We start from the raw sequence: 19,262 nt of genomic DNA, 5'->3' as shown, positions 1-19,262 counted from the left end.
CTTGACGGAGCCGAGCGTCGCCCCACCCCGGAGCGACCGATGCGACAACCACGCAGCATGGACACAGGAAGGGCCGGCAGGTGCGACGCTGGAATGGCTGGGGCGACACGACGATCGACCTTGAACTCAACGCGGCCGCGCTCGGCTTCCTCACCGAGCGGATCGGCGCCGCACAGGACCCGGCCGATGCGCTTTGGAGCGAGGCCTTGGCGCAGGTTCAGGCGCAACCATCGAGGCTGCCGCCGCACCCGCTGGTGAGCATCGAATCCGCCGAGCGGCTGCAGGCCAGCTTCGGGCAAAGCCTGGGCGACTGGCTGCGACTGCGCTTCGGCCAGCTCGGCCGCGTCACCGACGGCGTGGCCTGGCCGGAAAGCCGCGAAGAGTTGCGCGAACTGCTGGGCTGGGCCTCGGCGATCGGTGCGGTGGTCATCCCCTGCGGAGGCGCCACCAGCGTGGTGGGCCACCTCACACCGCCCGACGGTGATCGCCCGGTGCTCACGATGCGGCTCGGCCGCCTGCGCCGCCTGCTCGCGCTCGACCCGGTCGCCCAACTGGCCACCTTCCAAGCCGGCGTGGCCGGCCCTGATCTGGAAGCCCAGTTGCGCGCGCAGGGGTGGACACTGGGGCACTACCCGCAGAGCTTCGAGTACGCCACATTGGGCGGCTGGATCACCACCCGATCGTCGGGCCAGCAATCGGCGCGCTATGGGCGCATCGAGGCGATGTTCGCCGGGGGCCGGCTGGAAACACCCCGCGGCACACTGGACATCCCCGCCTTCCCGGCCTCAGCCGCCGGGCCCGATCTGCGCGAATGGGTGCTCGGCTCCGAAGGCCGCCTCGGCGTGTTGAGCGAAGCCACGATGCGGGTGCAGCGCCTGCCCGAGTGCGAGCGATTCGTCGGCGTGTTCCTGCCCGACTGGCCGGCTGGCGAAGCGGCGGCGCGCGAGCTGGCGCAGGCCCGGCTCGGGTTGTCGATGCTGCGGCTGGCGAACCCGATCGAGACGGTGACCACGCTGGCGCTCGCCGGCCATGCACGCGCCATCGGCTGGCTGGAGCGCGCGCTGCGCTGGCGCGGCTGCGGCGCCGGCAAGGTGCTGCTGATGCTCGGCTTGACCGGCTCCGCCGCGCAGGTGCGGGCCATGCAGGCACAGGCTCGCGCGATCCTCCGGCGGCACGGCGGCGTGTCGACCGGCACGGTGCTCGGGCGGCGATGGCAGGCGAACCGGTTTCGCGGCGTCTACCTGCGCAACGCGCTGTGGGCCCACGGCTACGCGGTCGACACCATGGAGACGGCGGTGAACTGGCCCCAGGTGTCGGCCACCGTCGATGCGATCGAGCAGGCCGGCCATCAGGCGCTGCAGGCGATGGGCGAGCGCACCCACGCCTACACCCACCTGTCGCACGTCTACCCTCAAGGCTCCAGCGTCTACAGCACCTTTGTCTTTCGCATCGGGCCGGACTTCGACCATGCGTGGGCCCGCTGGACGGCGCTGAAACGGGCCGTCAGCCGCGCCATCGTGGGCCAGGGCGGCACGATCAGCCACCAGCACGGCGTGGGCAAGGACCATGCGCCTTACCTCGCCGCCGAGAAAGGCGAACAAGGCCTCCAGGCGGTGCAAGCCTTGATCGATCACATCGACCCGCAGGGCGTGATGGCCAGCGGCAACCTGATCCAGGGCCTGCCCCGATGAACCGCACCGAAAACCTCGCAGCCCTGCACAGCGGTGGCACCTGGGACGTGCTGGTCGTCGGGGGCGGCATCGCCGGTGCCGGCGTGGCCCTCGAAGCTGCCCGGGCCGGCGCGCGGGTCGCCCTGGTCGAGGCGCGCGATTTCGCCGGCGGCACCTCGTCGCGCTCGTCCAAGCTCGTGCACGGGGGCTTGCGCTACCTGGGTCAGGGCCGCCTGGGCCTCACGCACGAATCTCTGCGCGAGCGGGATGCGCTGCTCGCGCAGGCGGCAGGGTTGGTGCGCCCTTTGCGCTTCATGCTGCCCGTGCGCCGGGGCGCCCGGCCCGGCCGCCCCACGCTCGGCGTGGGCCTGGCCCTCTATGACGCCCTGGCCGGCCGGCGCACCCGCCGATGGCACGATGCGGCGGCCACGCAGGCGCTGGCGCCGGGGCTGCAGGCGCAGGCGATGCAAGGGGCCTGGTCGTACCTCGATGCCCAGGCCGACGACGCCCGGCTGGTCATGCGGGTGCTCCATGAAGCCCGCCGCCATGGGGCCCGGATGGTGAACCACCTGTCGGTCGAGCGCCTCCGGCTCAGCGGCCCCGAAGCTCGTGTGAATGGCGTCGAACTGCTCGATCCGCTGGGCGGAGAGCGATTTGGGCTGGCGGCGCGCTGCGTGGTCAATGCCACCGGCGTCTGGGCCGATGCGTTGCGCGCCGGCCTGGGCCGGGCGCCGCTGCTGCGCCCATTGCGAGGCAGCCACCTGTTGATACCGGACTGGCGCCTGCCGCTGCCCCAGGCGGTGGCGCTGTTCCATCCGCACGATGGGCGGCCGGTGTTCGCGCTGCCGTGGGAGGGCGCCACCCTGGTGGGCACCACCGATCTGGACCACCGCGACGACCTGGCCCGCGAGCCCGGCATCACCCGCGACGAGCTGGCGTACCTGCTGGCCGCGTTGCAGCACGCGTTCCCGGCGCTGGGCCTCGGCGAGGCAGATGTGCGATCGACCTGGTCGGGCGTGCGGCCGGTGGTGGCGTCCGGCCAGGGGGTGGCCCCCTCCAGCGAACCGCGCGAGCACCTGGTGATCGACGAACAGGGGCTGATCACCGTCACCGGCGGCAAGCTCACCACCTTCCGCGCCACCGCACGCCAGGCGCTGCGTTGCGTGGCTCACCACGTGCCCGGCCTGGCCGTCGAGAATCGGCGCACCGCCATCTTCCAGCCCCCGTCGGCCACCACCGGCACCGCGCTGGGCCCGCTGCCCGCCCCCTTGCGCGAACGCTGGCTCGCCCGCTTCGCCGATGACGCAGCTCGGGTGCTCGACCTGGCCGGGCCCAGCGAGACCGAGACCATCGGCAACACCGGCATCGCCTGGGCCGAGTTGCGCTGGGCATGCCGGCACGAAGCCGTCGTGCACCTGGACGACCTGCTGCTGCGCCGCACCCGGCTCGGGCTGCTGCTGCGCGACGGCGGCCTGGAACTCGTCCCTCGTCTGCGGCCCCTCGTTCAGCAAGAGCTGGGCTGGTCGATCGCCGACTGGATGCGCGAGTGGACGCGCTATCGTGCCCTCATGGCGCGGGCTTACGCCGTTCCGCCTGCGGCTGTAGCGCCAGCCGATGCAGCGCCGGCCGATGCGGAAGAGGCCGCGCTGAAGAGGCCACGCTGAAGGACGCCGCATGAACCTCGATCCCTGGATGCTGTCGCTCGATCTCGGCACGCAGAGCGTGCGGGCGCTCCTGATCGACCTGCGCGGCGAGGTGCGTGGCAAGGCGCAACTGGCCTTCGACCAGTACGTCAGCCTGCAAGAAGGGTGGCACGAGCACGACGCGGAAACGTTCTGGCAAGCCGCCGCCTCGGTGTGCCGGCGCGTGCTGCAGGCGCACGCCCACGACCACGCCGCCGAGCGCGTGCAGGGGCTGACGGTGACGACGCAGCGCGGCACCCTGGTGCCCATTGATGCCGCCGGCCAGCCGCTGCGACGCTTCATCACCTGGCTCGACCAGCGCCGCGCCAGCCGGCTGCCTCGGATCAACCCTGGGTGGTGGCTGGCATTCCGCGCGGCGCGGGTGGACGAGACGATCGACTACTTCCAGCGTGAAGCCGAGCTGAACTGGATGGCCGAGCACGAACCGGATCTGCTGGCCCGCACGCACAAGGTGTTGCTGGTTTCGGGCTGGCTGAACTACCGCCTCACCGGCCGGTACGCCGATTCGACAGCCTCGCAAGTGGGCTACCTGCCTTTCGATTTCAAGCGCCAGCAGTGGGCGAGCGCTCGCGACTGGAAATGGCAGGCGCTGCATGTGCGGCGCGAGTGGCTGCCCGAGCTGGTGCCGCCCGGCACCACGCTGGGCGGGTTGACGCCCGATGCGGCCGAAGCCACCGGCCTGCGCGTGGGGCTGCCGGTGATCGCCGCCGCGGCCGACAAGGCCTGCGAGATCGTTGGCGCTGGGGCGATCGAGCCGCACATCGGCGCGCTCTCGTACGGCACCACCGCCACCATCGACGTGACCACCCCGCGCTATGTGGAGGCACTGCCCTTCCTGCCTCCCTATCCGGCCTTGCTGCCTGGGCACTACAACACCGAGGTGCAGATCTTCCGTGGCTACTGGCTGGTGCGCTGGTTCAAAGAGCAGTTCGGCCACCCCGAGGTGGCAGAAGCCACAGGCGCCGGGGTCAGCGTCGAGCCGCTGTTCGACCGGCTGGTGGCGCAGGTTCCACCCGGCTCGCAGGGCCTGATGCTGCAACCGTACTGGACGCCCGGCATCCGCCACCCCGGCCCCGAGGCCCGCGGGGCGGTGATCGGCTTCTCGGATGTGCACACCCGCGCCCACCTGTACCGCGCCATCCTCGAAGGCCTGGGGTATGCGCTGCGAGAAGGCTGTGTGCGCATCCAACAGCGCAGCGGCACCACCGTGACCACCTTGCGCGTCTCAGGCGGCGGCGCCCAGTCGGATGCCGCTATGCAGCTCACCGCCGACATCTTCGGCCTGCCCGCGGCCCGGCCGCACACCTTCGAGACCTCCGGGCTCGGGGCCGCCATCGCCGGGGCAGTGGGTCTGGGTTTGTATGCCGACTTCCCCAGCGCGGTGGCGGGGATGACGCGCCTGGGCAGCAGCTTCGAACCGCACCCTGGTCACCAAGCGCTCTACGACGCGCTGTACCACGGCGTTTACCGTCGCATGTACGGCCGGCTGGCGCCGCTGTACGACCAGTTGCGCCGGATCCTCCCCGCGTCCGCCTGAACCACCGCGTCGGGATGCCCCCGACCAGGCCGCGCGGCGCGATGCGTCACACTGCGCGCCATGTCGCCCACCCACCCCCACGACACCCTGCACTTGCCGCCGCTGGAACGTGCGCGGGTCGTGGGCGCCTACGCCGCCACCGCGGTCGAAACGGCGCAGGCGTTGGGAGCGGACCTGCGCCGCCTGGGCGAGGCCTGTGGGCAGGCCCTGACGCAGCCGCTGCCGGACCTTTCGGTACGCCAGTACCTGCATCTGCTCGATGCCGCCGCGAATCAGCTGGGTGAGCCCACGTTCGGCCTGCAGGTGGGCCAGCGGATGCGGCTGGCCACCTTCGCCGGCTATGGGCTGGTGCTGTGCACCTGCCGCGACTTCCGGGCCGCCGCCGCCCAGACCTGCCGCTTCGAAGGCCTGGCCCATGACCTGGGCCGCTCGGAGATCGTCGAGCGCCAGGGCGTGGCCCACTACTACTGGCACTCGCCCTGGCTCGACCTGCCGAACGCGCGGCTGCTCAGCGAAAGCGTGGTCGCCGGCATCCGCGCCTTCGCCCATTGGCTGGCCGGGGGCACCTTGCCGGCCAGCGAGGTGCGCTTCACCCACCCCAAACCGGCCGAGGTGCCCATCGAGGCCTACGAACGGGCCCTCGGTGTGCCAGTGAGCTTTGGGGCACCAGTGACCGAACTGCGCTTTCCCGCCGCGGTGCTCGACGCCCACATCCCGCATGCCGACACCAGCCTGTTCCCGGAACTGGAGCGGCTGGCCGGCGAGAAGCTGGCCGCGCGCGACCGCGAATCGCACGAACCGCCGCTGCTGCGCCAGGTGCGTGAGCACATCCATCAACGCCTGATGCACGACCGTGCCACGCTCGGCGAGGTGGCCGCGGCGATGGCCCTGTCGGCCCGCTCGCTGCAGCGCCGCCTCACGCAGGCCGGTGTGCCATTCACCGCGCTGGTCGATGACACCCGCCGCGAGCTGGCGCAGCGCTATCTGCGCGACACCCGGCTGAGCCTCACCGAGGTGGCCTTCCTGCTGGGCTATCGGCAGCAAAGCAGCTTCAACCACGCGTTTCGAGCCTGGTTCGATTGCACACCCGCCGCCTGGCGGGTGCAGGCGCAAGCCGCCGCGCCGGCCCGCCGCGCGGCCTGAGGCGCCGGTCGGCGCCGCACCCCCGTTCCGCCACCGGGCCCACCCCCAAAGCCCGGCCACAAAAGCCAGCCACAATCGAGCGAACCGCCGCCGTGTGATCCACAGCGGCCCTCGTGATCACCTCGACACCCGCCATGTCCCAACGCGTTCTCACCGGCATCACCACCACCGGCACCCTGCATCTCGGCAACTACGTCGGCGCGATCCGCCCGGCCATCGCCGCCAGCCGCGAGCCCGGCGTCGAGAGCTTCTACTTCATGGCCGACTACCACGCACTGATCAAGTGCGACGAGCCTGACCGCATCGAACGCTCGCGCCTGCAGATCGCCGCCACCTGGCTGGCCGCGGGGTTGGACCCGGCCAAGGTCACCTTCTACCGCCAGAGCGACGTCCCCGAGATCCCCGAGCTGACCTGGCTGCTGACCTGCGTCACCTCGAAGGGGCAGATGAACCGCGCCCACGCCTACAAGGCCGCGGTGGATGCCAACGTCGCCGCGGGCGAAGACCCGGATGCCAACGTCTCGATGGGCCTGTACAGCTACCCCATCCTGATGGCCGCCGACATCCTGATGTTCAACGCCCACCGGGTGCCGGTGGGCAAAGACCAGGTGCAGCACATCGAGATGGCGCGCGACGTGGCGCAACGTTTCAACCACCTGTTCGGCCAAGGCGAAGAATTCTTCGTTTTGCCTGAAGCGCAGGTGGATGCGGAGATGGAACTGCTGCCCGGGCTGGACGGCCGCAAGATGAGCAAGAGCTATGACAACGTCATCCCCTTGTTCGAAGGCGGGGCCAAGGCGCTGCGCGAGGCCATTGCCCGCATCGTCACCGATTCGAAGCTGCCAGGCGAGCCGAAAGAGCCCGAGGGCAGCGCGCTGGTCACCATTTACGACGCCTTCGCCACGCCGGCACAGCGCACCGCCTTCCGCCACGAGCTGCGCCAGGGTCTCGCCTGGGGCGAGGCCAAGCAGCGGCTGTACGACCTGATCGACGCCGAGATCGGCCCGATGCGCGCCCACTACGACGCCCTGATGGCCCACCCCGAGCGCATCGAGGCGGCGCTGCAGGAAGGTGCCGCCAAGGCGCGGGGGCTGGCCGGCCCGCTGCTCGCCCGGCTGCGCGAAGCGGTGGGCCTGCGCCGTTTCCAGCCGCTGAAGACGACCGTGGCCGACGCGCCCAAGGCCAAAGCGGCGCTGCCCGTGTTCAAGCAGTACCGCGAGGCCGATGGCCGCTTCTACTTCAAGCTCAGCGCCCACGACGGCCGGGTGCTTCTGCAGAGCGAGGCCTTCGCTGGTGGCCGCGATGCGGGCGAATGGGTGAAGAAGCTGAAGACCGAGGGCGCTGCGGCGCTGGCCGGCGCGCCGGTCACGCGCGCAGAAGGTGTGACCGAACACGACGTGGCCGAGGCACTGACCGCGCTCTTGGCGGCCGCCGAGTAAGCAACCAGAACCGATCACACCGCGGGCTGCACCCGCGGACCGCTGCGCAGGGAGGAACGAGGTGACCAGCAGCATGCTCAGAGCGATTCAGGCCATCAGCCCCTTCGTGGTGGTGATGCTGGTGGCGACACTGATCTGGTGGTGGCGCCGCGACAGCGCGTTGCGGCGCGAGGCCTTCATCCGCGAAGCCCCGCTGCCGCGCGGCCTGTTCGAAGCCCTGCGCAAGCGCCGGCCAGATCTGAGCTTGAAAGACTGCCAGCTCGTCGCCACCGCGCTGCGGCAGTTCTTCCTCGCCCATCTGAAGAGCGGGCGGCGCTATGTGTCGATGCCCTCCCAGGCGGCCGACGACCTCTGGCACGAGTTCATCCTCTACACCCGCAACTACGACGAGTTCTGCCGCCGCGCGTTCGGCCGCTTTCTGCACCACACGCCAGCGGCCGTGCTCAACGGCGGCGGCCAGAAAGCGGATGCCGGCCTGCGCCGCTGCTGGTGGTATGTCTGCAAGCTCGAGAACATCAACCCGCGGCAGCCCACCCGGATGCCGCTGCTGTTCGCGCTCGACCACAAGCTGGGTATCGCCGGCGGCTTCATCTACGCACTCGACTGCCGATCGACGCTGCGCCGCGCCGACGACGGCACCGTCATCTACTGCGGCGCCGATCTGTCCTCATCCGGCGAGGGCAGCTTTGGCGATGGCGGCGGTGGTGACGGCTGGGGATCCGGCGACGGCGGTGGAGATGGTGGGGGTGATGGCGGCGGCGGCGATGGAGGCGGCTGTGGCGGTGGCGGCTGCGGGGGCGGGGGTGGCGATTGAGGGTCGGGCGAGAAGCACCGCCTCAGAACTGCCACTGCACCCGCACGGTGAACATGCTGCCGCGCCGGCGGTAGACGCTGCCCAACAGGTAGGCCGCCTGGTAGGCGAGCGTCTGGGCTGACGCATCGCCGTCACCCAGATCCACATGGCCAAAGAGTGCCGGTCCGGCACGATGAGACTGCCGGCCGGCCTCATCCCAGTGGCTCCATGGGCCCAGCTCACCGAAGCCCTGCAATCCGAAGTTCATCAATGGATGCCAGCGGTGCCGAATCTGCCACTGGTACTTCATCTGGATCGGCTGCGTGTCGTCAGGCTCGAATCGGCGCTCAAACAAGACGTTGGCATTCAGCTGGGTACGTCCCCAGTCGGTCTGCAGCAACGGGCCATATTCGATCGACCAGATGCGGCCATCGACGCCAGCCTCGCGGATCAGGCTGGCGTGCAGCGCCAGGTCGATCGGCCACTCACCTTGCGTCAGCAACCACTCGTTCTGCCACGCCAGTGAGCTGGGCACGATGTCCCAGTTCGCCGGGCCGATCGTGCTGTAGAGCAGCTCTGTCATCCAGCGGCTGTTGATGCCGTAGCCCAAGCCCACCTCTGGCCAGATGACTTCGGGCTCGCCATGGTGCTTCACGGTCCAGTAGCGCAGGTCCACGACCCGCAGCCCGTCGTTGTCGTAAGGAGCGAGCACGTAGTAACCCGGGTCTGCGCGCACCGACGTGGCGGGCACCAGTCCGACCGCCACGGTCGCGACCCACGCAAAAGCGGCGTGAGACCAGCGCGAAGCACGACCGAAGCACAGGCGACCGACCTTCATGAGCGGGCAGTCTGCGCTGCTCGAGAGTCCCGCGAACGCCGAAAAAGCAGCGTGTTCCGGCCTTGAGCACGGGGATGTCGAAGCTCACTCGAACGGGTAGCGCACGCCCAGCTCAGCGCGCAGCCGGTCCATCCACCCCAGCGTGGCGAGTGTCTCGTCCAGCGGCATCACCGGGCTCTCGATTTCGCCGGCTCGCACGCGGAGGACCACCTCGTCGATCTCACCTTCGAAGCCGTTGATCGCCAGCGGCGCACGCACCACCACCGGTGCCTCGCCCCCCACGTGCAACTCGGCCTCGGTGGCCTCCCAGAAGGTTCGGGGCACGACGATGTGCCCGCGCTCGCCGGCGATGCGCAGGCCGTTGTCGGCCGGGCCATCGAAGCCGCAGGTGAACTGCGACACCAATCCGTCGCCGAAATCGAGCATCGCCCAGACCCGCTGGTCGACACCGGTCGGCGCCAGGCGCCCGGTGACCTGCATGGCCTGCGGCTCGGGGCAGGTGCCGAGCGACTGTTGAAGCGCCCAGCGCGTCATTGTGAGGTTGTAGATGCCGATGTCCAGCAAAGCGCCGCCGGCCAAGGCCGGGTCGTACATCCGGCTGTGCGGCTCGTACTCGGTACGAAAGCAGAAGCTGGACTGCATGCCGCGCAACGGGCCGATGGCGCCGTCACGCAACCAGCCACCCACCGTGCGGTACAGCGGCAGAAAACGCGTCCACACCGCCTCCATCAAAAACACCCGCCGCTGCCGAGCCAACTCGATCAGAGGCTGGGCCTCGGCCGCGCTGGCGACCATGGGCTTCTCGCACAGCACCGCCTTGCCAGCCATCAGCGCGGCGCGCACCGCGGGGCCATGGAACGAGTGCGGCGTGGCCACGTAGACGCCATGGACATCGGGCCGCGCCAACGCTTCGTCCAGCCGATCCGTGGCCGCGACGGGCACCACGCCGTCACGCGTCCAATGCTGGGCAAAGGCCTCGGCCCGCGCCGGATCACGGCCATGCACCACGGCCAGATGCGTGCCTGGCAGCCCATGCACCGCCTCGGCAAAGCGATGGGCGATGCGGCCGGGGCCGACCAGGCACCAACCGAACGACTCTGATGACTTCATTGGCACATTATGCGAAGCCAGCGTGGCCCGGCCGCATCCCGTTCGACGGCCGCGGGCGCTAACTCGTCATTTCCTGCCACTGCGTCAATCTGTCAGCCCTGACAGGTTGACGCGGGTACCGCCCCCCCTATTCTTCGACGCCTGAGTCGGCAAGGCATCGAGCCACCCGTGGGTGGAGTCGCTGGGAGGCGACCGCAGTGTTCGGAGGCGACGTCAGGGCATCGGTGCAGGTGTCCGGCAGAGAACCACCGAACGATGTGTCTGGTGACACGCGTCGGCATCGACAACAAATGCCATGGTGCTGGAAACGGACATCGTTGCGGGGCGGGTCGAGCGCCGGAGGCCAAGCCGGGCGCCGCTGGTCGGCGAGTTCATACGCGGGGCCTACCACCCCAAGCGCACGCTGCCGGAGCTGCTGCGCGGACTGATGGGCTCGCTGGCTGGCCAAGTGGCCGCACGGCGCGGACAGCTGCGCCTGTCGGGGCTCGGCACCTTGGCGTTCGAATCGGCTGCCGGTGCGTTCAATGCCGGTTGGATCGATGGCACGAACGGACACGCGCGCAATGGACGGCACCACCCGTCCGTCGCGACCGCGGCCAGCCCCGCCAAGCCGAGCAACGGGAGCCACGGCCCGGGGCCTTCGGCACCACCGACGGCGTTCCCACTGGTGTATGGCAACGTGGCCCTGGGCGAGTTGCAACTCGAGTGGCCCGCGGCCCAACCAGGCGCCGTGGCCTGGCAGACCATGTGCGAGGAGTTCGCCGCCCATTGCGCTCGACTCGCGATGCGTTTCGAGACACAGCGCTGGGCCGGCCAGCGGCTCGGCCGACCCTTGCTCCTGGTGGGTGCATCGGAAGCGCTGTTGCGCATCGAGTCGTTCGTCGAAATGGCCGCTTTCAGCACCCTGCCCGTGTTGTTGACAGGCGAATTCGGCACCGAGAAGGCGTTGCTGGCAGCGGCCATCCACTGCTGCGGCCCCTGCGCGGCCGCGCCGTTCGTGGAGGTGCCCTGTGCCTCGGCGGGAGGCCAGCCGGCGCAATGGTTCGAGCAAGCCCATGGGGGCACCCTGTTCTTCAACGGCATCGATGAGCTGCCACCCCCGCTGCAACAAGAACTGCTGCAGCACATGCACTCGCGCCTGGGACAGAGGCTCAGCACCCCCGCCGCACCCGAACTGCGGGTGATCGCATCCAGTACGGCCGACCTGTACAGCCTGGCGCAACAGGGTGGTTTCTCGCGCGCCCTGCAGGCCGAGCTCGATTTCCTGCGGGCCCGGGTGCCGCCGTTGCGCGAGCGGCCAGAAGACATCGAGGCCTTGGTGACCGCCGCCATCGAGCGCCAAGGGTTCGACGCCGGCCGGCTGCTGACTGACGACCTGCTTGCCCAGTGCCGCGCGCATGCCTGGCCAGAAAACCTCTTCGAGCTGGAGCGGGTGATCGCCCGCCTGGCCGTGATGTCGCGCGGGCAGCCGATCCGCTATGCCGACCTGCTGCACCATGCGCCCCACCTGGCGGCCGACAGGCGGATCGCGCCGCGCCCGTCTCCTTCCGCCCCGTTGCCGCCGCCCGCACCGCGGCCTGCCGAACCACCGCTGGCGCACTGGGTACGCTGCGCCATGACCCGCAATCTGCCGGAACTGGCCCGGTTGCACGACGGGCTGCGAAAGGCGCTCGTCTATCTGGGCGAGCACCACGCCGATGCCATCTCGCTGGACGGACTCGCACGACAGGCGCATGTCAGTCCGTCGCATCTGAGCTTTCTGTTCCGTACCACACTGAAAACGACGTTCAAGTCACTGCTGCAGCACATCCGCATCGAGCGGGCGAGGCAGCTGATGGCCGAAGACCCCCGGCGCCGGATCACGGACATCGCGCTCACCGTCGGCTTCGTCGACCTCAGCCACTTCGAGAAGTGCTTCCGGCGCATCATCGGCAGCAGCCCGCGTGACTACCGGCACCGCGGCGAGCCAAGCTGACCGCGTCATCGCACCTGCAACGCGCGGAACTTGTCGAGGTCGCCGTGGAATCGGTCCAGATCGACCGCTCCGTCCACGCCAGCCACGCGGCCGGTCTGGCTGTATTGCCAGAACGTCCAGCCGGACCAGTCCGATGGCATCTTCGGTGTGGACGCCGAGGTGTAGTCGGCCAGCCACAACGGGTAGGCGGACAGCCCTGCCAGGTACCCGTTCGCAAACGACTCGCCCGCATAGATGATGGGCCGAACACCGTACCGCTGCTCCACCAACCCGATGTACTGCTTCAACGCGGCGACCAACTCGGCGGACGATCCACCGTTCAACGACTCGATGTCGATCACCGGGGGCAGGTCGCCCGGCTGGAGTTGGACCTGGGACGAAAAATTGGCGAACTGCGCCTGTGGCGTATCGCCGGTCACGTAAAAGTGGTAGCTGCCCGCCGCCAGCCCGGCCGCGCGTGCCGCCTGGATGTTGCGGGGATAGTCCGCATCGGCCACCGTGGCCCCCTGGCTGGCTTTGATGAACACGTAGTCGACGCCGGCCCCCTTGAGTTGCGCGAAGTCGACCTGGCCTTGCCAGTTCGACAGGTCCACGCCGTCGATCAAGGTGGGGCTGACGGCGGCGACAGCGCTCGCAGGCACTGCCGACGCCGGCAACGCGACCGCGGCAGGAGCACCCGCACGGTCGCACGCCGCCAGGGCCAGGCCCAGCACAGCCCCGGCCGCGGCGCCCAAACATCGGCGGATCACCGGCATCGCACTCACCCGGCGGGCGCCCTCAGGCGGCGACCAGCGAGGTCTGACCGGAGCCATCGGCCGTGACATTGAAGGTGATGTCCTGGTCGCCGATCTCGACAAACCCTTCAGGGTTGCCCTCGCCCTTGCCGTAGTACGTGGTGTAGGTGGGGTCATCGTCGCCCGTCATTTCGGCTGCGGTGCCCCAGGCGTGGCCGTTCTGGCCCCAGCGTTCATTGCCCACCACGATCGCGGTGAGGTTCTCCTTGTCGGTGCCGCCAACGAGGCGCAGGGTGACTTTCGGCATGCTGTGTCCTTTCGAGCAGTTTCAGGTTCAGCGGACGCACATCGCACATCAGGCCGGGGCGTTCGATGCCGGCCGCGGCTCAGGGGCCGTAGACCTTGCGCCAGTGGTGCCCGACGGTCTGGGTCAGGTGGGCGCGCAGATCGGGGAATCGTTGGCCGGTGTTCAGCGTCTGGCCCCGGTTGCCCACGAACCGGATCGGCTGGCCGTAAAGCCGCGACAGGTCGTCGACATGGTGGACACGGAAGGCGATGCCGGTCGGCACGGCGTGGTAGTGGGTGATGTGCTCATCGCCGATGTGCAGTTCGAAGGCGCTGGACGTGAACGGCGGCAGGCCGTGCAGGTGGAGCGTGACGTGGTGGACCACCCGCCCCGCCTTGGTGTGATCACCGCCTGCGCGGTGCAGAAGGTGGCGCATGTCGGCCGCGTTGGGTGCACGGTTCTCCACCGTCGCCGCCACCAGGTGATGCCAGTCACGTGCACGCATCATCGTCTGCTCCTACAGCGACAACTGAAGATCGTCGAAATACATCACGCCCTTGGCGGTGACGTCGAAGACGAACTCGATCCGGCGAATCTCCCTGACATTGACGCCGGCACCGGCAATCTCGCTCAGCGGGATGCGCAGGGTCTGCATCACGGTCTTGCGCTCGTACTCGCTGAGATCGGGCGGATCGGACAGCGGCCCCGGATACGGCAACGCGGCATAGGCAGAGGCTTGAGCGCCAAAGGTGGTTCCGGCACGATCGGTCACCAGGATTCGGAAGTCCTGTGGCGTGTCTGCGGGGTTCTGCGCCTCGATGGACTGGCCCGCGCGCACGCTGAGTACCTGCAAGCGTGCCGTATCGCCATGGAAATCCAGGTCGGAGACGATGTAGCGTTCGCCGCTGGTGTTCCACAGTACGCGCAAACCGCCCGTCTGTTGATAGAGGAATCCGGTCGGGTCATCCCGATGGAGATCGCCGGGGTCACTCACCGCCAGGTAGCGCTGCTCGGCCGTGCAGTTGCGGGTATCGGGGACGCCCGTCACCGGAGCGCTCACCTGCAGCAGGCCGGAGTTGTCAAAGGTGTGCACCCACAGCCGGCATCGGTCGTGGTACTGCGACACGAGCGTGACGTCGGCCGACAGCCAGGCGTTGGTGCGCGCCAGCTGCGGTCGGCGCACGATGGGCCAGTACGACGACCGCCCCAGCAGGTGCACCTGCGCCCAGGCACCGAAGACCACCGACGCCAGCTGCCGCTGCAGGTTCGGGTCCATCACCTTCACCGGGTCCTGGTCCGAGTCGTGTCCCCACGTGGTGTTGAAGTAGTTGTGGTTGGCCTGGTAGACCCACATCAAGGCCTTGTAGCCCGTGGCCGGTTCGCGCATCCGGTCGAGGTCATACGGCAAGGCGCGGTCGTAGGCGCGATAGCCGTCGAAGCTCACGACGTCGGCGTCCATCGTGCCGTGGATCAACAGGTAGCTGGTGCGATCGATCACCGTCGACACCACCCCTTGATGGAGCAATGGGGCGACAGGCTTGTACTGGTCGTCGGTCGGTGCGATCGCGATGAGCCCGCGCAGGCCGAACGCGTATGGCCCGAGGGGCTGGGTACCCGTTCCGTCGATGGCCACGGGCGCCCGACGCCACGCCGGCGTGAAGCTCGTCATGCGGTTGAACATCGAGGCGTGTGCAACGGCTTCGCCGCCCCGCGAGTGGCCCGCGAGCATCACCCGGCTCGTGTCGACCTTGTTGTGCAGCCGATGACCAGGCCTGGCGTTCCAGCCCTCGAACTGCTTGACATGCTCGAGCTGGAGGATGGCCCGCGCACCGTTCTCGCCGTGCAGGTTGGCATTCAGGAAGTTGACATCGATGGTCGCGGCGATGATGCCGTGCGAGGCCAGCTTCTCGCAGAGGTATTGGTAGCCCGGGGTGGAGTTGTCCAATGGCGAATGGTTGCCATGGGCGAACACGATGAGCGGAAAGGGCCCTGCCCCTTTGGGCACCCACACCATGCCGTTCAACGGAACCCTGGTGATGTCGAACGGCCAGGCGTAGTTCGCCTTCGCGGCCAGGTAGGCCGAACGGGCTCCCACCAGCTTGATCTCGTTTGTGAGGGTGGCGCTGGCCTGGAACGCGTCATAGGCCTCAGCGAACGCCCAGTACTCCGGGCTGGAAAGCGAGGCGTCGCTGACCTCGTCGATCACGCCCGAGAGATCGATTGTTCCAGTGTTCCAGTCCACCGTGGACGGCGCGAACAGGGCGTAGCCCGCGATCAGCCCGCTCGGGTAAGCGAGCCCTGGGTCGGCATACACATAGGCATCGACCGGGAACGGCCCGGTCGCGCCCGGATTGGCCAGCACGGTGCGATCGTCACCTTTGGCCAGCAGGTCGCCATCCAGCGTCAACGCAGCGACCACGCCGCCACCGGGCGCAATGATCTGCAGAGATCGTGAAGGCGGGAACACCGCATTCGCCGACATCCGGCCGGCCAGCGTCACATCGATCGCGGTGGCGGTGTCTGAGACGGCGACCACCCGCGAAGCCAACAGGCGACGGCCATCCGGCGCCGTGATCGACAGCGTCTGCGGTGTAGCCTCGGCCAGGTTCTCATCCTCGCAATAGGCGGCGAAGGCGATGTGGCCTTCGACAGTGAGGCTGAGCACGAGGGCTCCGTTGTATTGGACGATCACCGCAAGCTCCTGGTTTCAGGGCGCCATCTCGTCATCAGTCGCCACATGCACGGCCAAACCATGCTGGGCCAGAAGGATCTGCAGCCGCGTGTCGCAGTAGGTGGAAAAGGCCACGTTCTCGGTGAAGTGGTTGACACCCCACAGCATCAGACGGCCGGTCTCCAGGCTGGTCGCACTGTGCAGGTACTTCGCGATCAAGGAAGCGGCGGACGTGTCGCGGATGGTCAGCCCCGTTGAAAGAAAGAGGTTCACCTCGCTGAGGTTCTGCTCCTTCAGCACGGCCCGCGCCTGGTCATAGTCCATGTCGGCAGCCAGCACCTGGATGCCGTGGCCGATCGCGGTGGCGGTCAGGCTGCGCAGATCCGGCTGGGCATCCTGGGCGTTGAGTCCCTGGAAGTAGCTGCCCAGTGCCTCCCAGGCGTGGGCTTCGTCGAGCCCTTGTTCCAGCATCTCGGAGATCGCTGCATTGAGGGTGGTGCCGAACTGGTCGGCGATGCGCTGGGAGGAAGTACGTGCCGTTCGCTGGAACTCGATGAAGAAGACCTTCACCGCCCCATCCCTCCGGAGCAGTTCCTGCGCCTTGCGGCGCGCCGTGGGTGAACGATGCTGGTCCGGCAGCGCGACGATCGCCGGCGTCTCCAGCCAGCCCTCGAGCCTCATGGGGCGCCCTCCTCGGCATCGCGGAGGGACTTCAACTGCTTTTCGTGCCGGATCAGGTGCAAGGTGATTTCCTCCACCTTCTTGAGCAAGAGCATCAGCGTCACGGCGGCATCCAGCCCGTCGGCCGCGACTTCTGCGGCGCTGGGCATGTCGGGCAGGTGCCGGTGGCGCTGGACAAAGGCGGCCACCTCGTCGAGACCACTGAGGCGGTACCCCGGCTCGAAGACGTAGTCGGGCACCGACAGCTCCCAGTTCTTGATCTTCAGCGCACCGCCGATGGAGACGTTCTGCTTGAACGTGGCATCTCTGCCGGTGGTCAAGGTGCCGCCAATCTCCACCTTCTCGCGCAACTCGACGTCGCCGCTGGCACGAATGCCGCCGCTGACGTTCATGCCGCCTTGGAAACCTGCCACCTCCGAGACCAGCAGGGCCTGCTCCACAGTGAGCGTGCGGCCGCAGTTGACATCACCATTGGCGTGGAGCGTCAAACCGGCGGCGTCCTGCTGATTGCGGCACAGGTGCCAGGCGTATCCGCTCGGCCGGTCCGGCCGGGCGTAGAGCATTGCGGGGTTGTTGTCGCCCTCCACCGTCAGCGCCAAGCCCGTGCGGCTGTTGGTGGCTTGCGCGGCGGACAGCTGCAGTTGCAGCAGTCCCTGCGTGGGGTCGCCGGTGCCCACGCCCGCCGGCCCGTCGGAAGGAAAGATGTTTGGCATGGAAGAGACCTTGGGTTCGGGCGGCCGAGGCGCTGCGCCGCCAGACTGAAGTTGCGCCGCCTCGCTCAGCCGCCGGGTGCCGCCGGAACGGCGGAGCCTGCCGACGGTGTGCCCGCGACCGCCGCGGCTACAGCGGCATCCACCTGCTGCCGTGCCGTGGCCAGCGCCTCTTGCTGGGCCTGCTGGGCTTGCTGCATGGCTCGCGCCACGTCCGCCTCGTGATCTTTGAGTGCAGCCTCGGCTTGAGCGACGGCTCGGGAAGCCGCCTGGCTCAGATCCGTCCGGGCGGTGACGGTCATGGCCGATTTCAGTGCGCCGTCGACCGCCTGTATCGCGGCCTGGATCTGCTGCTCTGCAATCTGCACCGCCTGCTGCGCCAACTCGGCAGCACTCTCCGGAGCCATCGGCGCCGAGGCCGGCCCCGAAGCCGGGCCCGGGGCAACAGCCGGCGAAGAGTCGGAGGCATCGCTGGTCATGACTGGGTCTCCATCTGAAGCACATCGGTCGCAGCCGCCGAAGGCGGCGGTGGCGTCGCGGGGCGAGCCGGCACCAGGCCATAGCTGCGCAGCGAGATCACCCCGTTCGCGCCGAGTTGCAACTGCGCCTGCTGTTGCCCGACCTCGAGCGGATACAGGCACGTCGCGCCGTCCTGGCCCATGCGCCCGTGCCGCACGCGTGCGGAGGCGAGGAACGACTGTGCCGACGCCAGGTAGAGGTCGACGATGCGCTGGGCCGCCGCGCCGGCTTCGTCGCGGTAAGCGGTATGCATCACGAGTTGCTGCAGCCCTTCGGACAGGCGCGCGAAGCCGATGCGGCGCCCTGTCGTCAGCCACGCGCTGACGGCTTGCGCCACGGCGCCCGGAGACGGCAGGCCGGTCACCTGCGGACAATCCAGCGCCCCGAAGAAGCAGGGCAAGAGCGCCTGCATCCGCTGCACCGCGCGGTCATGGCGACCCTGGGCACCGAGCGACGTGGCATCGGGCTGGGCGGCGAGGGCTTGGTAGAAGCGCATGTAGTCCACGAATTCGGACGGTGTGCGCGCCTGCTGCACGGCAAACGCCGCGGCCTCGGCCTCCGTCGCAGCGTCACCCGACACGGTCGAGTCAGGCAACGAGCCTCGCATCAACTCACCCACGGCCACGCGGTCGTTCAAGCTCATCGCCTGGCACACAGCGGCGCCGCCCACCCCCAGCCCGGCCAGCCAGGTGTCGACCGCTGCCAGATCGGACTGGACCAGCAAGCCGTGATCGGCCAAAACCCGCTGCTTTTGCGATGCGGTCACCGTGCTGGCATCGCCCCCCTCGGCTCGAGCCAATACGCGCAGGTCCGCCAAGCCCAAGGTCATCAGCTTCACCGGGCTCACCATCAGTGACAGTGTGGGCAACAGCGTCCACGCAGACGCATGCAAGCCCTGCTGCACCTGGGAGACCAGCATGGTTTCGTCGTCGAAGTCATAGCGTGCGCTCGGGCTGGCCAGAGCCCAGGCCAACCACTCCTGCCCTCCGTCGACGAATGCCAGCACCAGGCGGCACAGATCGGACAGCGACGACGGCTGGGGAATGGGTCGGCCGGCGACAGAAATCGACATGGCATGCGCTCCTGTGGACGAGGCTCAACCCGCCGGGAAGCCTTTGAGGACCGAGGCGGCCGCGGCACCGATCTTGGTGTAGTCCTCGGTGGCCCCTTGCATCAGCTCCTGGGCCTTGCTGATGGCATTGGCGTACTTCTGGTCGCCCGTGGCCAGGTACTGCGCCATCGCGACGCCGACAGCGGTGGTGGCGATGGTCGAGATGTTGCGCAGCGCATCGGTCGCGTCCTGCACGGCGATGGCCGTGGACTGCGCCACCGACTGGTAGGCCTTGCCTGCCCCGCTCGTGAGCACCACCTGCGGTGCCAGCGTGGCGCGCTGAACTTGATTGATGACGTCAACGACCTGGGCGTTGACCGTGGTGGGGTCCATGACCGCTCC

At 68.8% G+C, this 19,262-nt stretch carries 18 protein-coding genes; 7 read left to right on the top strand and 11 right to left on the bottom strand.

The genetic code is table 11. The features are described from left to right. The first annotated feature begins 80 nt into the window (after positions 1–80). The 6 genes from AACH06_RS07170 (at position 81) to AACH06_RS07145 (ending at position 8,306) form a co-directional block, all read left to right on the top strand. The gene (locus AACH06_RS07170) at positions 81–1,691 is read left to right on the top strand and encodes an FAD-binding oxidoreductase (RefSeq protein ID WP_341424964.1); all 1,611 of its coding nucleotides are present in this window, start codon (positions 81–83) and stop codon (positions 1,689–1,691) included. Continuing rightward, the gene (locus AACH06_RS07165; protein ID WP_341424963.1) at positions 1,688–3,334 is read left to right on the top strand and encodes a glycerol-3-phosphate dehydrogenase/oxidase; all 1,647 of its coding nucleotides are present in this window, start codon (positions 1,688–1,690) and stop codon (positions 3,332–3,334) included. Before AACH06_RS07170 ends, AACH06_RS07165 begins: the two co-directional genes overlap by 4 nt. Positions 3,335–3,344: 10 nt before the next feature. Further along, positions 3,345–4,910, top strand: coding sequence for an FGGY-family carbohydrate kinase (locus tag AACH06_RS07160; RefSeq protein ID WP_341424962.1), 1,566 nt, complete (start codon positions 3,345–3,347; stop codon positions 4,908–4,910). A 60-nt stretch (positions 4,911–4,970) separates the two neighbouring features. Next, positions 4,971–6,053: an AraC family transcriptional regulator gene (locus tag AACH06_RS07155; RefSeq protein ID WP_341424961.1), complete on the top strand. Its 1,083-nt coding sequence runs from the start codon at positions 4,971–4,973 to the stop codon at positions 6,051–6,053. Positions 6,054–6,187: 134 nt separating this feature from the next. Then, on the top strand, positions 6,188–7,492 hold the full coding sequence (locus AACH06_RS07150) for a tryptophan--tRNA ligase (protein ID WP_341424960.1): 1,305 nt from the start codon (positions 6,188–6,190) through the stop codon (positions 7,490–7,492). A 73-nt stretch (positions 7,493–7,565) separates the two neighbouring features. Then, on the top strand, positions 7,566–8,306 hold the full coding sequence (locus AACH06_RS07145) for a glycine-rich domain-containing protein (protein WP_341424959.1): 741 nt from the start codon (positions 7,566–7,568) through the stop codon (positions 8,304–8,306). Positions 8,307–8,328: 22 nt separating this feature from the next. On the opposite strand, the gene AACH06_RS07140 is transcribed toward AACH06_RS07145, so the two are convergent. After that, positions 8,329–9,123, bottom strand: coding sequence for a hypothetical protein (locus tag AACH06_RS07140; protein WP_341424958.1), 795 nt, complete (start codon positions 9,121–9,123; stop codon positions 8,329–8,331). Positions 9,124–9,207: 84 nt separating this feature from the next. Then, the gene (locus AACH06_RS07135) at positions 9,208–10,233 is read right to left on the bottom strand and encodes a Gfo/Idh/MocA family protein (RefSeq protein ID WP_341424957.1); all 1,026 of its coding nucleotides are present in this window, start codon (positions 10,231–10,233) and stop codon (positions 9,208–9,210) included. A gap of 295 nt (positions 10,234–10,528) precedes the next feature. Between AACH06_RS07135 and AACH06_RS07130 the strand changes: the two genes are divergently transcribed. Then, on the top strand, positions 10,529–12,208 hold the full coding sequence (locus tag AACH06_RS07130; RefSeq protein ID WP_341424956.1) for a helix-turn-helix domain-containing protein: 1,680 nt from the start codon (positions 10,529–10,531) through the stop codon (positions 12,206–12,208). A 5-nt stretch (positions 12,209–12,213) separates the two neighbouring features. Here AACH06_RS07130 and AACH06_RS07125 read toward each other — a convergent pair whose 3' ends face one another. The 9 genes from AACH06_RS07125 to AACH06_RS07085 form a co-directional block, all read right to left on the bottom strand. Beyond that, positions 12,214–12,957, bottom strand: coding sequence for a glycoside hydrolase family 25 protein (locus AACH06_RS07125; protein ID WP_341424955.1), 744 nt, complete (start codon positions 12,955–12,957; stop codon positions 12,214–12,216). 28 nt (positions 12,958–12,985) lie between these two features. Beyond that, positions 12,986–13,249: a hypothetical protein gene (locus AACH06_RS07120; protein WP_341424954.1), complete on the bottom strand. Its 264-nt coding sequence runs from the start codon at positions 13,247–13,249 to the stop codon at positions 12,986–12,988. Between the two features lie 79 nt (positions 13,250–13,328). Then, a complete protein-coding gene (locus AACH06_RS07115; protein WP_341424953.1) occupies positions 13,329–13,736 on the bottom strand; it encodes a hypothetical protein in 408 nt (135 codons plus the stop codon). Between the two features lie 9 nt (positions 13,737–13,745). Beyond that, positions 13,746–15,920 carry an alpha/beta hydrolase gene (locus AACH06_RS07110; RefSeq protein WP_341424952.1) on the bottom strand — a complete coding sequence of 725 codons (2,175 nt, stop codon included), beginning with the start codon at positions 15,918–15,920 and terminating at the stop codon, positions 13,746–13,748. A 15-nt stretch (positions 15,921–15,935) separates the two neighbouring features. Continuing rightward, entirely contained in the window at positions 15,936–16,580 is a 645-nt protein-coding gene (locus tag AACH06_RS07105) for a hypothetical protein (RefSeq protein WP_341424951.1), read from the bottom strand. Further along, positions 16,577–17,293, bottom strand: a complete 717-nt coding sequence (locus tag AACH06_RS07100) for a hypothetical protein (RefSeq protein ID WP_341424950.1) — start codon at positions 17,291–17,293, stop codon at positions 16,577–16,579. The genes AACH06_RS07105 and AACH06_RS07100 overlap by 4 nt, the downstream gene beginning before the upstream one ends. 65 nt (positions 17,294–17,358) lie before the next feature. Further along, complete coding sequence (locus AACH06_RS07095) at positions 17,359–17,769, bottom strand: hypothetical protein (RefSeq protein WP_341424949.1); 411 nt, start codon at positions 17,767–17,769, stop codon at positions 17,359–17,361. Then, positions 17,766–18,881 (bottom strand): hypothetical protein, encoded by a 1,116-nt coding sequence (locus AACH06_RS07090; RefSeq protein WP_341424948.1) that lies wholly within the window; start codon positions 18,879–18,881, stop codon positions 17,766–17,768. The genes AACH06_RS07095 and AACH06_RS07090 overlap by 4 nt, the downstream gene beginning before the upstream one ends. Positions 18,882–18,905: 24 nt before the next feature. Beyond that, positions 18,906–19,253, bottom strand: coding sequence for a hypothetical protein (locus tag AACH06_RS07085; protein ID WP_341424947.1), 348 nt, complete (start codon positions 19,251–19,253; stop codon positions 18,906–18,908). Between the last annotated feature and the right edge of the window lie 9 nt (positions 19,254–19,262).

The sequence above is a fragment of the Ideonella lacteola genome, from assembly GCF_038066555.1.
GTDB lineage: Bacteria > Pseudomonadota > Gammaproteobacteria > Burkholderiales > Burkholderiaceae_C > Ideonella > Ideonella lacteola.
The sequence above is the reverse complement of the archived record's forward strand: the minus strand, read 5'-3'. Positions and strand labels throughout refer to the sequence as shown.

Excerpts from the sequence above, each read along its gene's own strand:
- AACH06_RS07090 (WP_341424948.1), bottom strand. The coding sequence starts at position 18,881 with ATGTCGATTTCTGTCGCCGGCCGACCCATTCCCCAGCCGTCGTCGCTG.
- AACH06_RS07085 (WP_341424947.1), bottom strand. The coding sequence starts at position 19,253 with ATGGACCCCACCACGGTCAACGCCCAGGTCGTTGACGTCATCAATCAA.
- AACH06_RS07165 (WP_341424963.1), top strand. The coding sequence starts at position 1,688 with ATGAACCGCACCGAAAACCTCGCAGCCCTGCACAGCGGTGGCACCTGG.
- AACH06_RS07145 (WP_341424959.1), top strand. The coding sequence starts at position 7,566 with ATGCTCAGAGCGATTCAGGCCATCAGCCCCTTCGTGGTGGTGATGCTG.
- AACH06_RS07140 (WP_341424958.1), bottom strand. The coding sequence starts at position 9,123 with ATGAAGGTCGGTCGCCTGTGCTTCGGTCGTGCTTCGCGCTGGTCTCAC.
- AACH06_RS07130 (WP_341424956.1), top strand. The coding sequence starts at position 10,529 with ATGGTGCTGGAAACGGACATCGTTGCGGGGCGGGTCGAGCGCCGGAGG.
- AACH06_RS07150 (WP_341424960.1), top strand. The coding sequence starts at position 6,188 with ATGTCCCAACGCGTTCTCACCGGCATCACCACCACCGGCACCCTGCAT.
- AACH06_RS07155 (WP_341424961.1), top strand. The coding sequence starts at position 4,971 with ATGTCGCCCACCCACCCCCACGACACCCTGCACTTGCCGCCGCTGGAA.
- AACH06_RS07095 (WP_341424949.1), bottom strand. The coding sequence starts at position 17,769 with ATGACCAGCGATGCCTCCGACTCTTCGCCGGCTGTTGCCCCGGGCCCG.
- AACH06_RS07135 (WP_341424957.1), bottom strand. The coding sequence starts at position 10,233 with ATGAAGTCATCAGAGTCGTTCGGTTGGTGCCTGGTCGGCCCCGGCCGC.
- AACH06_RS07105 (WP_341424951.1), bottom strand. The coding sequence starts at position 16,580 with ATGAGGCTCGAGGGCTGGCTGGAGACGCCGGCGATCGTCGCGCTGCCG.
- AACH06_RS07115 (WP_341424953.1), bottom strand. The coding sequence starts at position 13,736 with ATGATGCGTGCACGTGACTGGCATCACCTGGTGGCGGCGACGGTGGAG.
- AACH06_RS07160 (WP_341424962.1), top strand. The coding sequence starts at position 3,345 with ATGAACCTCGATCCCTGGATGCTGTCGCTCGATCTCGGCACGCAGAGC.
- AACH06_RS07100 (WP_341424950.1), bottom strand. The coding sequence starts at position 17,293 with ATGCCAAACATCTTTCCTTCCGACGGGCCGGCGGGCGTGGGCACCGGC.
- AACH06_RS07120 (WP_341424954.1), bottom strand. The coding sequence starts at position 13,249 with ATGCCGAAAGTCACCCTGCGCCTCGTTGGCGGCACCGACAAGGAGAAC.